Origin of the sequence: Candidatus Enterococcus murrayae (assembly GCF_017315985.1) — a bacterium.
GTDB classification, from domain to species: Bacteria; Bacillota; Bacilli; order Lactobacillales; family Enterococcaceae; genus Enterococcus_A; species Enterococcus_A murrayae.
In genome coordinates, this window is sequence record NZ_JAFLVR010000017.1 from 1 (window position 1) to 14730 (window position 14730).

At 42.7% G+C, this 14730-nt stretch carries 8 protein-coding genes; all 8 read right to left on the reverse strand.

Features of this window, described 5'->3' with window-relative positions:
• Window positions 1-778 (reverse strand): hypothetical protein (locus JZO85_RS07305; RefSeq protein ID WP_207107849.1); only part of this gene is annotated, 778 nt, incomplete at its 3' end.
• Window positions 771-1349 (reverse strand): signal peptidase I, encoded by a 579-nt coding sequence (lepB, locus tag JZO85_RS07310; protein WP_207107850.1) that lies wholly within the window; start codon window positions 1347-1349, stop codon window positions 771-773. The genes lepB and JZO85_RS07305, both read right to left, overlap by 8 nt.
• A 30-nt stretch (window positions 1350-1379) precedes the next feature.
• The gene (locus JZO85_RS07315) at window positions 1380-3521 is read right to left on the reverse strand and encodes a glucosaminidase domain-containing protein (protein WP_207107851.1); all 2142 of its coding nucleotides are present in this window, start codon (window positions 3519-3521) and stop codon (window positions 1380-1382) included.
• 55 nt (window positions 3522-3576) lie between these two features.
• Window positions 3577-5346, reverse strand: a complete 1770-nt coding sequence (locus JZO85_RS07320) for a sortase family protein (RefSeq protein ID WP_242550264.1) — start codon at window positions 5344-5346, stop codon at window positions 3577-3579.
• A 69-nt stretch (window positions 5347-5415) separates the two neighbouring features.
• On the reverse strand, window positions 5416-6126 hold the full coding sequence (locus JZO85_RS07325) for a pilin N-terminal domain-containing protein (protein WP_242550265.1): 711 nt from the start codon (window positions 6124-6126) through the stop codon (window positions 5416-5418).
• Entirely contained in the window at window positions 6126-10838 is a 4713-nt protein-coding gene (locus JZO85_RS07330; RefSeq protein ID WP_207107852.1) for a SpaA isopeptide-forming pilin-related protein, read from the reverse strand. The genes JZO85_RS07325 and JZO85_RS07330 overlap by 1 nt, the downstream gene beginning before the upstream one ends.
• A gap of 158 nt (window positions 10839-10996) precedes the next feature.
• On the reverse strand, window positions 10997-12850 hold the full coding sequence (locus JZO85_RS07335) for a SpaH/EbpB family LPXTG-anchored major pilin (protein ID WP_207107853.1): 1854 nt from the start codon (window positions 12848-12850) through the stop codon (window positions 10997-10999).
• Window positions 12851-13364: 514 nt separating this feature from the next.
• A complete protein-coding gene (locus tag JZO85_RS07340; protein ID WP_207107854.1) occupies window positions 13365-14468 on the reverse strand; it encodes a tyrosine-type recombinase/integrase in 1104 nt (367 codons plus the stop codon).
• Between the last annotated feature and the right edge of the window lie 262 nt (window positions 14469-14730).

Sequence of the window (14730 nt, forward strand, 5' to 3'; positions counted from 1 at the left end):
GCTCGGAAACATTCTTTTTGTTGAACACACCCTCACCGTTTTCGCGAGAATAGTTCACGCTATAAACCACTTTTTTCTCTTTTCCAACGGATGCATTCATCCGAACATGAATAGCCGTCAGCTCAGAAACTGCTTCTGCTTCCTTCGCAAAACGATCAATATTTTTTTGAATCGTTTCTTTACTGGCCTCGTCCTCCATTTGTCCCTTCAATTGAAGGGACATCGTTTTCGGCTCGGACAACGAAACACTTGTCTCGACAGAACCAAAATAAGGGATCGTCTGTTGGGTAATCTTGGCTTCTATTTGATTTTGAAGCGCAGAGTTTTTAGTTTCCCCAGCCAGCTTATCCCACTCATGCGTTTTGAGCCCGATCCCATCTTCGGGGTAGTTCTTCAAGGGGATGCTCAGGATAAGTTGTTCCTGTCTTTTTTCTAATTGTGCGATTCGTTCATCCATCTTGCCTGTCCGAGTCTTCAATTTCTGATGATCCTCCGCCAAAAGGAGAAATGAACCAATAAACAATACTAAGGCAACACCAGTCACTAGCGAGGTCAGCAGTAAGTAACGAATATGTCTCGCCTGTTCAAGCTTTCTTAGGTAGTTGACCTTTCGACGAAACAAAGGCGATTGATCCGGTTCCTTTTGAATCGCGGCGAATCGCAAGTCAAAGAGTAGTCGTACAATGGTTAGAATAATTGCTAAAACAATGAGGCCTACACTGAGTATTCCTAGTAGATACATGATGCTCTCTCCTCTAGCAGAACCTGCTTCATTCACTATCCGCCTGCTTTCTGATCAATGATGGAAGATGGAACTGCACCGTCCCCTCGATTTCCTTTTTGTAGACAAAGCCAAAGGTACGACTATCCTTCGACACATCGATATGGTCGCCCGTCGTGAAATACAGCCCTTTGGGAACCTTTGTTAACTCCTGAAACTCCTCGGCGACAGCCGGAGAAAGCTGAAACGTGTAGGTCGTCTCAAAATCTCCCTGCTCGCCAATATTCAAAATCATCCGATCATTGCGAATGAACATCGTATCTCCCGGCATCCCGATCACCCGCTTAACGAATTTGCCTTCTTCTCCTTTGACAGAAAAGGCGATCACGTCATAACGATGGATGGGATCACGTCTTTTGACCAAGACCATATCCTTTTCCGTCAGTGTCGGACTCATCGAGGTGCCGGAGATCGGATGAAAGCTGTATTCTCTGCGCACCAGCTGGCCTGAAATGAACAGGGTGACCAACAATAAGAGGGTCAAAATGGTGAGAACGAGACTTTTCGCGATCGACCGCTTTGGCGGATGGTCTTCATTTTTTAGTTGACGTGAACGAACAGTTGCCATAAGTTACAGTGCTCCTTTTTCTCTGTGTGATTACTTTGCTTTGATATAGGAAACTTGATCAGAAGTAGCCAATGCTGTGTCAATCACTCGATACGAAATCACTGTACCGCCATAAACATTGCCTTCTGAAATCAAGATGCCCTCTGGTCGAACAGCTTCCACAAAGGCCACATGCCCATAACGTGGATCAGAACCTGCTACGCCTGGTTTGAAGGAGATCAACCAACCAGCCTTTGGTTTCTGACTAACTTCATAGCCTAAAGCTTTTCCTTTGGTCGCCCACTCGCCGCCGTTGCCCATATAATCATCAACGGTTTTGCCTAATTGCTTCACGCGATTAAAGGCGTACCACGTACATTGACCAACCGGATAGGAGCCTGAACTGTTGTAATCTACTCCGTTGTAGTCTGGGTATTTCATGCGACTGCGGTATTCTTCTGGAATTTCTTCTTTGCCTTTGATGAAGACACCTGAATTTCCTTCGGTAGTTTTGACTTGATCGTATTGAGTTAAGTGATACAGGGCTATAATTGAGTTCAATTTTTGCCCATAGGTCGTGTCCGTCGCGTAGGTTCCTGTTAAAGCATTGGTCGTCCGCAGATAGTTTTTAGCTGTTGAACGCCAAGCATCTTTGTAATAACTGTCATTGCCTGAAATCCCCCCACGCAATAGCTCCACGTAATCCCCTAAGGACGCTGCATAGTTCGGATATTTACGAAACGCTGAGTTGATGGAATACAAATCGCCATTTCCTCGATCCTCTTGCGTTGCCATCGATACGGATTGTCCTTGGTAAGTTCCTTTAATCCCAAACAAGTTATGGTTTGGAGATAAAGACAATGTGCTAGTCCCTGATCCACTTTCTATTAAAGCCTGCGCAATCATGACAGACGCAAAAACATCGTAGTCTTGTCCCAACTTGCGAGCATCTTCCCCAACGGTTTCAATGAAGTTTTTGGCACTATCGTTTTCAGTGAAGTTCATAGAAGCCGGATATTCCGCAAGGACCTGTTCCCCATATTCAGTCAAGCTCGCTTCTGATAATTCTTGCGTTAGAAGGTCGTCTTCCAAATCAATCGACGCCACTATTACTTGACGCTGCGTTTCTTTTTCTGTGGCTTCCTCTGTTTCTTCCTCAATCTCTACATCATCAACCGTCAGGTAATAATCATCCCCGATGTAGATTCCAATCAATGTCGTTTTATCTTTTTTCTTCTGGTACAACAAGCTGCCCACGCTGATTTCCTCTGGTAACTCTTTTGGTGTCCCAGTAATCTCTTTTTTAAATAAATCATGGTATACATCCGTCGCTAGTTGCTCAGCGTTGTAATCCTCTTCCTGTTCTACTCCAAGCTTTTTAATGCCTTCATAAATCACTGCCGCATGTTTTTCATTTTCAAAGCTGCGAAGTAATGGCAGCTCAAAACCCTTCAAATCTGATTGAGCGACTTCTGTTGTTTTCAACTCACTTGGCAGCTTCAGTGCACTCGTTTGCGAAAAGGCCTCTGGCACAGTCGGTGCGACAAATGAATTGGCTTGAACACTTGTCGTATTGGGTGTCACCAGAGCTGCCGCGGCAGGCGTACTTGGCACAACAGGTGCTGGCGCAAGCGCAGCTGGTTGCTTTGGTTCCTCTTGACTTTGACTAGTCGAGGACTGCGTTGGCACCGAACTGCTTGGTGTTGACGCACTCGGTGTCGTCCCCTGACTTGGCTTCGTACTACTCGGTGTTGTACTGCTCGGTTTTGTGGTACTTGAAGTAGACGAACTCGTTGAAGGCTTCGTCGCACTTGACGTACTACTAGAAGAGTCCGCTGTCGAACTTCCACTACTCGATGGCGCTGTCGTGCTGCTCTCAGTCGGCATCGATTCCGACGTTGCCGGAGGTGGTGGTTCTGATGGAACAGACGGTTCTGGCATTTCTGACGACTCCACTACAGGAACTTCGGGTTCTGCAACGGGAACTTCCTCAACGACTTCTGGCACGATTGCTTCAGTTACAGGCGCTTCACTGCTCTCTGGAACAGTAACCGCACTTTCTACGGTTCCTGTTTCTACTACTAAAGAGGATTCATTGGTCAGCTCACCCGCCTTCAACACCCCACTGCGTATACTCGCTAGTCCGCCAATAAAGACGAGGACTCCGCATACCCCCACAACTACTTTTTTCATGCATTCATTTCCTTTCTCACTAGTAAGGATCGGCTTCTCTTAAAAAAGCGATCGACTATCGAATCAAACTGAAAAATAAAATTGGCAACAAGAAGAACAGAAACATCGGCACCATTGTTTGAAGCGGCTCTGATACGAACTTTGCTGCAATTAACATCGCAAATTGTTGAAAAGGGGTGACCCGCCGTTGCTCCAACACTTTTTTAGGTACCTGCTGCTCAGAGGCGGTCGCCTTCACGCCGACTGCCTTTAACAATTGTTTGTCGGCACTCTTGATCGGTTGAACATCTGATAACTTTCCTTGTACAACACGGCGGTAAATCGTCCCAATATCTCCTTCACAGCGAAGGAGCGTCAACGTTTGTCGGCCATCTTCTGTTTTTTCTTCGATATAGGAAACCTCAGTCTCCTCGACCACCTGATTCAGCGACACATCATAGGTATAAATATCTTTAAAATCCGTAATATACATTTTGTCACCCAAGGCTAATTGTTTGATCCGATGAAGCAGGACATCTTGTTCAAAAATATTATGGGCCAACAGCACATAATTGCCTTTTCCTAATTGTTGATCTGCTCGATAGGTCGCCGCTCCAGTTAATAGATTCTCATTGGCGAGCCCTGCTAACACAGGCAGATCAATATCAACCTTTGGGATTTGAAGTTTTCCGATTCCCCAATTATTGGTCGTTTCGTAACTATTTCCTCGCGCCTGCGCATAACTAGCGACATTCACACTCGCGATTTGTTTCTCGGCATAATTCGCGCGATTGACTTTATCCAGATTGAACGTACTCAATTGTTCTTCCTGTCCCACGTCCACCGCGCCAAGAGACGTATCCTCTTGCATCTGAACATAGCCGTAAGCCGCAACAGCGAGCACCGTTAACATCGCGACAAAGATCAGGATAAAGTAGACCTTCGTCATGGTGAATAATCGGCGAAGCCGCTTCCGCGCTTTCATGGCAACCAACGGATCATCCGAACGGAAACGCTTGATGTGGTAGCGATAGATCGAGACCAAAAGCAAGAACAACAAGAGATTGATCGCTAACGTAGCGAGCACCACATGTTGGTAGCTCCAAAGATTTCGTTTCTTCACCCGTTGTTTTTGTGCTTCCTTGTATGGGATCCGGTGCCCATTGACAAGTAAACGATATGTATTGATCCCAGGCGGTGTACACGTCAATAAGGTCACGCGGTCTTTGCCCTTGACGATGTTGACTTTGTCCGATTCACTGGGCAAAATTTCTTCAAAGGAATCAATTTTGTACGCCAAGCGTTTGCCTAAAATATTGATATAAAAAAGATCGCCTTCTTGCAGATTCTTCACATCGGTAAACAAGATTTGATTCTTTACGCCGCTGTGCCCTGTGATCACAGAACGGGTATTCTTCCCGCCAATTGGAATCGAGGTGCCTTCCAAATGACCCAGACCTTTATCCAAGGTCTTAAAGGAGGTTCCATGATAAAAAGGCATCTTTTCGATATCAATCGCTGGAATATCGATCGTGCCCATCACGCCTGACTCATTTTTGATGATGCTTTTATAGGCGAGCGGTTCCGGCAACTTGCCCTGTTGCTTGTCAAAAATATAGGCATTGTAGCGTTTTGCCAGTTCGTACTGTTCCGCTTTTTCCTTTTTTGACATCTTCTTTAACGCATGGTCATAGGCCGTACTAGCGGAGCTTCGTTCGCGATTGGCTAAATAATTGCCGACGATCGGATACAACAACACCAGCACACCCGCCACGATCATAAAAATAGCAAAGCCCATCACTAAGCGGCTGCGTTTGGTTTGTTTTGGTTTTTCGGTTGTCTTCATGGCGTGTCATCCTTTACAAAAATCAGAAAAGAAAGAGTAACCCAAAAATCGCGAGTTACTCTTTCGTCCTTAAAAATCAAACTTCTTATTTTTCATCACTCGAAAGCCGATCAGAGCCATGATGAAAATGAAGCTTAAAACGAGTAGCAGCGAGTGATACGAACCAATATTTCCACTTGTCTGGGGGAGTCGTTCGTTGTTGGCAGCGGTGACTGCCTTTTTCCCGCCAGCCGTGCTTGGTAATTTATTCTTCGGATCGTCTTTGGCAGAGGCCGTCTTCACCCCTGATTTTGGGTAAAGATAGACATCGGATAAGGCTTCGCCTGTTCGTTGCGGCAGCGGCAATTCTAAAATCACCGGCGCCATCGTTTCACGCAGCTGTGCATGTTCCTTTTCGATCACTCGGTACATCCCTTGTGCCAAGCCGGAAAAACGTGCGGTTCCCGTGCCATCCGTCGTAACGGTGGTAGAAAAAGCGTCATCTCCGACGACGGCTTCAAACTCCGTCGTCCCTTGAACCGGAGAGACCCGAGTCACTTCATAGGTGATCCCAGCAAGAGGCTCCAACTGGTTTCCCTTTGAATCCTTGATCTCCCCAGCTTTTGTCCCATCTAAAGGCAATTGATTGGTTAAGAGCTCGGGATCTTCCAGCTTGTATTTGATGATCGAGATGGAATAACCTGTGGTCTCTTCAGCAGCGACGCTACGCGAAGCGCCTGCCGTCACTCCTCCTAACAGAAGAAGAAGGCTAAAAGCCGTTGTTAAGAATCGGTTCATCATTATCCTTCTCCCTTCCTGCTAGGTTGCCGATAGTACCAATAAAGACCTCCCATTCCAAGTATCCCCAGAACGCTGACTACCATTATTACGATGACCATTGGACCAGTACCCCCAGTAAATGGCAGATTGGTTTTCTTATCATCTTCTTGATAGACTTTGATCGTTTGATTGCCTTCTGTGATCGTGACTTTGATCGGCGACTTGATCAATTCATAGCCATTTGGTGCTTTGGTTTCGATCAAGGTATGTTCGCCTGGGAATAGTTTGACGAAGCTCAGATTCCCGCTATCATCGGTCACTTCAGTCGCAAACGGACTAGACGCATCCCCTTCGTAGACCTCGAACTCCGCACCCTTCAACGGGGTACCTGTCGCTTTTTCGGATTCACTAAGTTCTCCGTCATTATTCCCATCAATGGCCGTTCCAGAGACATACTTGAACAGGCGAATCGTGGATGGCCGAATCAAGCCAAGATTGACGTGTTTCACATGATTCTTCGAATCGGCGGCACCTAAACCAGCGACTTCACTTAGGATTGGTTGTTCATAGTCCTTGGTTTTATAGGTCGTCTGATCTGCTTTGGAGTTCAGACTCTCATCACTGCCGGCCTCTTTCTTCGTCACTCGGACTTCCCGCTGAACCACCTTGTCTCCAATAATGAATTCAGCGATATACTTGCCTTCTGGTAAATTCTCAAACAGGTATTTCCCATTCGCATCCGTTTTCACCAAGGAATTCCCTGAAGCATCAATGAATTTCTCACCAGTTAAGCTTTCCTTCACTAGTTCTTTTTGATAGGAAGGAACTTCGATACTCGTCCGATACAATTTCACCGGAATATCCTTGGCCCACTCTTCAGCCCCACCAGCAGGTTTGTTTCCGATTAAGCCATCTAAGTTGTCGTCATACCAAGCCACACCAGATAGGTCACGACCGTAAACGCGTACACTACTTGGTACACCTTGAACATGTTGCAGCAAACTAGAGTTTAAAGAAGGCGCATTGACATATTTATCACCCGCTTGTTGCCCAGTTGGTCTCACAGTTAATGTTAGTGCCATGTCTTCACCAGGATCTAACTTATCATAAACTGCCATGATTGCCTTGGCGTTTTTCAATACTTCCATGTTCGAACCTAGCTTGTACCACCCACTAGTTAAAGGAATCTCATTAGGATCTTTATTAGCTACTACACTGCTAGTCGTATACCAGATAGTTCCTTGCACACTTCCCGGTACTTGCTTGACCTGAGTCAACGAATAACTTCCATGAAAATCAGAACCACGACCATCTCCCATATAAGGTAATACGTCCAAGACTTTAACATCATTCATAGCACCTGTCGAATGATTCTTAAAGGAAACCGTATAGGTAAAATCAGTTGGATGTGTTTCTGATGGCTTCGCTGGATCCATCTCGTTCCCGCTTTCAATGTAGGGCTTATCCACGACCTTATCTACAACAATCACTCCAGAATTCGTGACGACTACGCTTGTTGTACTAGTTCGTAATTTTTCATTGGAAGTATCTCGAACACTTTCGTCTTCCTCTAACCAAACATCTGCTACTACTTTTCCATTTAATTGAGCCGAATTACTAACGAAGTTTAGTTTTGAAGAAATAATACTCGTGTCAAACGTCACTTTCGGATTATGGGTACTGGCTTCAGCCGTGTAATCCAATACCCATTTCAACGTCCATGTCCCATCTCCATTCTCCACTCTTGACGATGGATCAGGTAATGGGTTCCCTTGATAATCTTTCGCACTGTCGTCTATATACTGTGTTTCTTTTGGAATAGTAACAGCAAATTCAACTTTGTGATTATTTTCTGAACCACTTTCTACTTTTCCATCTACTGTCCATTTGATTGTCTCATTTGGGGAATAAGTTTTTTTGTCTGTATATATATTGGGTCGTATTGTCATTCCTGCAATATAAAGTGTATCTCCCCACCCATCTGCTGGAGAATGTAATGATATAGCCGTTCCATCATCTTGGTATTTTGAAGGAACATAGTTCCATGCATTATTTGTTGTCGGGAAGTATATTCCCGTCGCAGAGCCATCCTTCTTGAAATTGAAAGTATTTGTTAATAAAACATTGGGTTTATCCAACTTATCAATCGCTCCTACATCACCTACAGCTATTAGAGGAACAAGGATTCTCGGCAAAGAATAACCACTGGCATCTGCCCTTTTAAAAATTGTCTTAACAGCAGAAATATCTCCTGCAGCCTTAGCTTCTGAAGCAGATGAATACCACGTATAGCTTTTATCAATATCATTTTGACCCCTTAACGTCAGATCAGGATTTTTAGGCCCTACTCCCCAAAATATTTTCTGAATAGTAGAATAGTTGCCATTAAAAACTGGTTCTCTTCCAAGATCATATTGGAAGCTATTCGCATTCCAGCGACCATACATTGTCATCGTATCCATTTGAGAATCAGTTGTAGATGTATATACACTACCCCACAACTTATTTCCTTTCGTTGTTACCCCATCTCCGTCACTCTTATAGGTTCCTTCACGATCACTACTTAATCCTTGTTTGTTAATGTTATTAAAAGCAGAATATGTTTTTATTGACCCAGGCCATTCTTTAGTCCAATTAAAAATCTTTCTCTCATTGACCTCTTGTTCATCACCTTCATACTTCACCGTATCAATAGACAAAATATAATCCATATTTGCAGTTGGTGTAATTCCTTTTTGATCTTCTAAATATTTATACGGAAAAAGAAATTGCATCGCGACTACAGAGAATGGTTCAACATTACTACCCATGGGTGATAAACTCAGCAACCATTTATTTTTGCCAACGCTAACTGGAGCATAATCAGTATTCGTTATTTTTATAGAGTTGTTACTACTCACATTTTCAACCTCTGGATTACCAGTATCATAGATTCCTATATAAGCACTTGGTGTTTGACTTGGTGGATAAGTATTACGAGTGTACCCGACCGGAGCATTAGTTGCTTGACGATTCAGAGGTACATAGATACTGGAATATGAGCTAAACTCATTTGTAAATTTATATGGTGCTCTCATGTCCCAACCTAGCAACCCATCATAAGTAATTACTTGCATTGGGTCAGTATCTGTACCAATTACAAGTTCTTTGTCTGTTCCCCCTTGCTTATCCTTATAGACCATTTTTTGATTTATAGTATATTCAATTCCACCAACAGGATAAGTTGTTCCCTTAATCGATGTTAAATCAGAACGTCCAGGCAAAGGTTTTAGTTGTGCATAGGCAGCTATAGTACTAACCATAGAAAACGGCTTATCTGTATTTCCATTAGTTGCTTTTTCAAAAGTACTCATTTTCCCGTTATTCCAAGTCATTTTCACATCTATATAAGGTTTCGCACTAATAGTTATTTTTGTCTGTTCTTCCAATTCAGGTTTCACAGTACTGTCAATTACTTGATTAATTTTTACTTCACTGCCATCTTTTAAGGTGGCACTTTCTATGACCAGAGTAAACTTAGGTTTCAATTCCCATCCGTTAACTCCACCTTTTACTTCAATCGTTTCCCCAAAATATGCTTGAATACCTGAGCCTTTTTTTGCTGTTTGCCAAGTAGATCGAATGGATTTTTTTGTTCCATCTCCCTTATCGACCAGAGTACCATTTGCAAACTCTGCAGTTTGCCGAACTTGTCCAGAGGAATCCTTTCGCCAAGCATCGGACAACTCCATATCTAAGCGTATTCGAAGAGCGGTATATTTTTCGTCTAAAGTAGAAATCCCTAATGTTAATTCATAAGAGACTTCATCAAATGTTCGAACGATATCATTAAGCTCATCTTTGTCATAACCAGGATCATTATTCTTGTCAAAAGGCTCTGTTCCAGTTTTTTTTCCAACATCAACAGTCACTTTAAACGGATCGGTTAAACTCGCTTGTGGTTTGACCGTTCCCTTTTCTGCTTTGGGATCAGTTTCTTCTTCGGCAGCTTCGTTTTCAGTATTCGTTACTTCTGCTGCTTCCTGTTGCCCATTGTTCTCTGCTTCTTGAGTTCCTGAAGCTTCAGGAACTTCAGGCGGAATCTCTGTCAACTGTTCCGTAGCTTTAAACACTACGATTGGTTGCTTAGCCTGAGTATCTGTTAAGGAACGCAAATTCACCGTTTGCTCCTTCTTGGTCTTGCGAGTGATGCGGATCTTTTGCACCTGTTCTTTTTCTAGCTCAAAATAGAAGCTTCCTTTGTCCTCTGTTTCGCGAACTTGGTAATAGGGAAGCCGTTGATTTATTTCCTCAGTTTCTTCTGTTGTTTCCGTTGGTTCGGGTGTCTTCGTTTTGTCTTCCTTTTTTGCTTCTTGACTGTCGCTTGTTTCCGTTGTTTTCAAGCGCTCTTTAAAGAGTTTTAGTGCGTGACTCTTTTTCACGTCAGAGGAAGCCAATTGAGGATACGTTGTTTCTTTTCCTTCTTCATCCAAAGGAACGATCGAAACGGTGTCATCATAAGGCAGTTCATAAATATCGGTTTCCTTTGCCTGTAGGGTCAGCTCAACGGTTTCTTTCTCCGTCGTCAAAGAATCGTTTTGAACCGCTTCATTTCCCACTGTTACACTGACCATTGAGTCAGGCGTTGATGCTTTTAGCGCTTTTCCTTGGTAATAGAAGAAAAGAACTCCTATTATCAACACGACAGGAAGAAGGAGGGGGACCATGCATTTGAGTTGGTTCGGTTTTCTCATCGTCTTCCTTTCCTTTCCACCATCTCCTCAAGAGACGATATGTCAGCTATTAAACAAAAGGAACTGTTTAATAGATGGATACGAAGGATCGGCTCTTTACTAAGAGGACCCTTCGTAAACGGTATTCGTTGAAGTGATCGTCGCTGACGCATCCGTGCCTATGCTTGACGACGTTTCTTTTCAATCGTCATAGTCGCTGTACCAATCACGATCGCACCTAATGCAATGACGATCATCAACGTCATGCCTGTGCCCCCTGTAAATGGCAGGTCTGTTTTCTTTTTATTAATAATATTCATTTCCACCACTGCATCATCAGCGGTATCTAATGTAACCGTGATTTCTTGCGGATCTTTGATCAATTCATAGCCGTCTGGTGCTTTTGTTTCCACTACCCAATACTTTTTAGAGATAAACGGATCACCATTGCCTGGATCAACTGCTGGCCAAGTATCTTCTGCAGGAATACTTGGGTCTTGTTTGCCATTACTATTAGTATCCGTAAACCATTCCAATTCTAGACCATTGAATTCTGCTTTTCCGTCCGCTCCAGAGATTGCTTTCAAATAAGTAACTCCAGTTGGTAAAGCAGGCGTACTTGTTCCATCATCGTTCAATGTATACGAGTTGCCATCTGATGCTAAGTATTTCTTCGCATTCGCGTCAGCTTCACTCGTCGCAATATGGAATTCCGCTCCTGGTAAAATAGAAGTTTTATCTTCTTTCGTTTTCAAAATGTCAAAGCCGCCATCGTAATACTCTGGATTTTCTTCACTTGTTTCATGGAAAGGATCTTGTCCAGGTAGTAAGTAATCTACGTCGTACTCATTGGCAATTGTTCCATTGAAGTCTTTATTCGTTGTCACTTTATACACCACTTGCAAATGAGTATCCTCATCAAGGGTTACTTTCTTCATTCCCGCTTGTGTTAAGCTGACAATGACTTCTTTATCTGCTGTTTCTGTTAAATCTTCTACTTTATTTGGGGCTGTAATCTTCGTGCCATCTAACGTCACTTCATATTCCACACCATTAGTTAATTTCACAGGTGAGCCTGTCTTGTCTAACACATAGACTTCTACATCTTGTAACAAAAGACGTTTGTCCAATGTATCCGTTACCTTGAAGTAGTTCGCATACAAGTCATATGGTAATTGGCTTGAACCAATCACTAAATCTTTGATCGTATCATCGGCTGGATCTAACCAGTTGGTAATAGTCATTTCTTTGTCGATTTCACTATACAACCCAGAAGGTAATTTGGTCGTTGCTTCCCATTTAAAATCATTTCCGGCTTTGATGGAGTAGCCTTTTCCTTCTTCAATCGTCTTATCTAATTCTGTGTCTGTAACGATATTCTTCGGATGCACATGCACGTCATAGATTAATTTACTCGTATCGTCACGTTTTGTTTGTGGCAAGTGGACAAAGAATGGGTCCATCGGTTTACTGATTTTCAATCCCGTTTCAGCAGGAGTTGGTGGCACAGTCGTTGGATCAGCAGGTTTTGTATACGTGTACTTCCCTGAACTGTCTTTAATTTCACGGACTAAGTAAATCCCGTCGCCAGCTTTTCCTGTTCCTACATCAAAGGTTAAACTACCGTCTTCGGCTGTTTTTCCTTGTTGCGCAGTAAACGTTGGATCAATGGTGTAATCCCCTGCCGCTTCTGTTTGTTTCAATGGGTCAGTTAAAGATACCCCGGTCTTAGCAAGAACTCGAACAATCTCAAAATTTACATCTTGCATAACTTTTTTACCCGTTAAATCAGGCGCTGTTGCTGGGTCTAAAGATTCCCCATCTCCACGTTCTCCTAATTCTGCGGTACTGTTGATTTCATATTTCCAAATCGTGATCGACCGTTTCGACGTATTGTCAGATGCCGCGTTCCCACTAATATTTTGTGCCGGAGGTGCCGCAAATGCGACCGTCCCTAGTCCTGTTCCTGCAGATCCCAACATCGTTAACACACCCAAACTCAGTGCTGCTTTACTTATCCATTTCTTATTCATAATAAGCTCCTTTTCATTTTTGTTTTTTTGTGACAAATTCGCTAAAATAAAGGAAAGAAAAAAAGGTTGCCGCCACTTTTTCAATCACTTCTATTCCGATACAAGAGTATCTTCTTATTTTTACTCTCGGATCGGAGAGTAATGAAACATTTGTATGTTTGTCCTTCGATAAACATACCTCCTTTCAAAATCAGTATTAAGTTAATTTTTTCCGTTAAAAACCCTAGTTTCCAACACATATGTAATCTATTTTCTTCTTAGTCTTACAAAAAACTAGAAAATCGCTAGAACCCTTGATATAGAAAGGTTTCTAGCGATTTTTGACGAGAAACGACGGCGCACGCGTGTCTGTGAATTCGCCGTTAACCCTTTTTGTTTAAAAATAATTGCAAATAGTAATTAACGCCATTTCAAGCATAAAAACAGATTACAAAGTAAGCGCTTACTTAGAAAAGAAATAAAGAATACACCAAAAATTGTCATTGTCATTTTTTGAAAATATTTTCCTATTATTTTAGCTAATTAATTGGGTCATTTCCTCAATGACGCGATACCGCTGCTCCAGCATGGCATCGACATAGGTATCTAAGGTCATTTGTGTAGAGGCATGACCTAAGAGCGCGCTCACAGAAGAGATGTCTTTATTGGCCTCCAAACAACGGGTCGCAAAGGTATGTCGTAATTGATGAAAATGGACGTTCGCAAGCTTGGCTTTTTCACGGATTCGATGGAAATGATAGGTCAATAAGCGTGGTTCACAAGGTTGTCCGTTGGCTGTGAAGACAAAATTTCCTTTGGCTCGTTTCCGTTGCTGCAACAAAAGACTCCTTAATTTTTTACTGATGGGAATGACGCGAACAGACGCTTCTGTTTTTGAATCAGTCAAAATGAGTTGCGTTTTCTTCTGTGCTTCAATGGTTGGAATCCGTTGATACGTGTGCGTGACCGTAATCAGGTTAGTCTCAAAATCGATATCTGACCACTGCAATGCCGCAATCTCCCCGATCCGCATGCCAGAATGCAAGGCTAAGAGAACTGGAATGCCATAGCCTTTCTTTTCCTTTGAAGCGATGGTCATCATTCTCTTTTGTTCTGTAAGTGTTAAGGCGCGCGTTTTCTTGTGCTTTGTTTTAGGTATTTTAAGCTCGGAAAAAGGATTCGCATGGATCTTTCCGCGTTTTCTTGCTCGATTTAAACACTTGTTGAGAATCCGAAAGATCACCTGTACCGTTGAACGTGCCAGCTGCTGTTGCAGGTCTTTCAATAAGTGCTTCCCTGTTTCCAGAGTGAGTTCATTTAATGGCACTTCTTTGATGGTTGGGTAGATATATTTTGTCAGCTTGTAATGGTAGCTGGATAATGTCGAAGGTTTGACCTCTTCCTGAACTTCATTTAGCCACTCCCCTGCCCACTCTTCAAAGCGTTCAGCTGAGGTTCCTTGAATTTGTTGCAAGGATTGATAATGAATCCGAAGCGGATAGAGCCTCTTTTTTACTTCTGAATAGCTTTTTCCATAAACATAGCCGTACTTGATCCTTCCATTGACTTTTCTGCCTTTGGGAAATCGTCCTTCCCACCGGCCATCTTTTCGTAGATAGATATTTTCTCCTTTACGCATACTAAAACTCCTCCCATTTTTGACGGCTTAACAGACGGCGTATATTTCTGTACTTTTTATTGTTTTTTACGTTCAAGTAAGAGAAAAAGTAACTACGACCTTGTTTGTTTTACCATTTTTCTTAAATATAATTATTTTTATGAATGATATTACCTATTAATAATTAATAATATATAATTGCTTTATGAAACGTATTCGAAATAGCGAATAAATAAGTTAATCTCTTTTGTTTACGTGAAGAACTTTCTAGTTTTTTGTAAGA

Coding starts and splice junctions, on each gene's coding strand:
- lepB (WP_207107850.1), bottom strand. CDS start 1,349: ATGGCAACTGTTCGTTCACGTCAACTAAAAAATGAAGACCATCCGCCA.
- JZO85_RS07315 (WP_207107851.1), bottom strand. CDS start 3,521: ATGAAAAAAGTAGTTGTGGGGGTATGCGGAGTCCTCGTCTTTATTGGC.
- JZO85_RS07330 (WP_207107852.1), bottom strand. CDS start 10,838: ATGAGAAAACCGAACCAACTCAAATGCATGGTCCCCCTCCTTCTTCCT.
- JZO85_RS07325 (WP_242550265.1), bottom strand. CDS start 6,126: ATGATGAACCGATTCTTAACAACGGCTTTTAGCCTTCTTCTTCTGTTA.
- JZO85_RS07335 (WP_207107853.1), bottom strand. CDS start 12,850: ATGAATAAGAAATGGATAAGTAAAGCAGCACTGAGTTTGGGTGTGTTA.
- JZO85_RS07320 (WP_242550264.1), bottom strand. CDS start 5,346: ATGAAGACAACCGAAAAACCAAAACAAACCAAACGCAGCCGCTTAGTG.
- JZO85_RS07340 (WP_207107854.1), bottom strand. CDS start 14,468: ATGCGTAAAGGAGAAAATATCTATCTACGAAAAGATGGCCGGTGGGAA.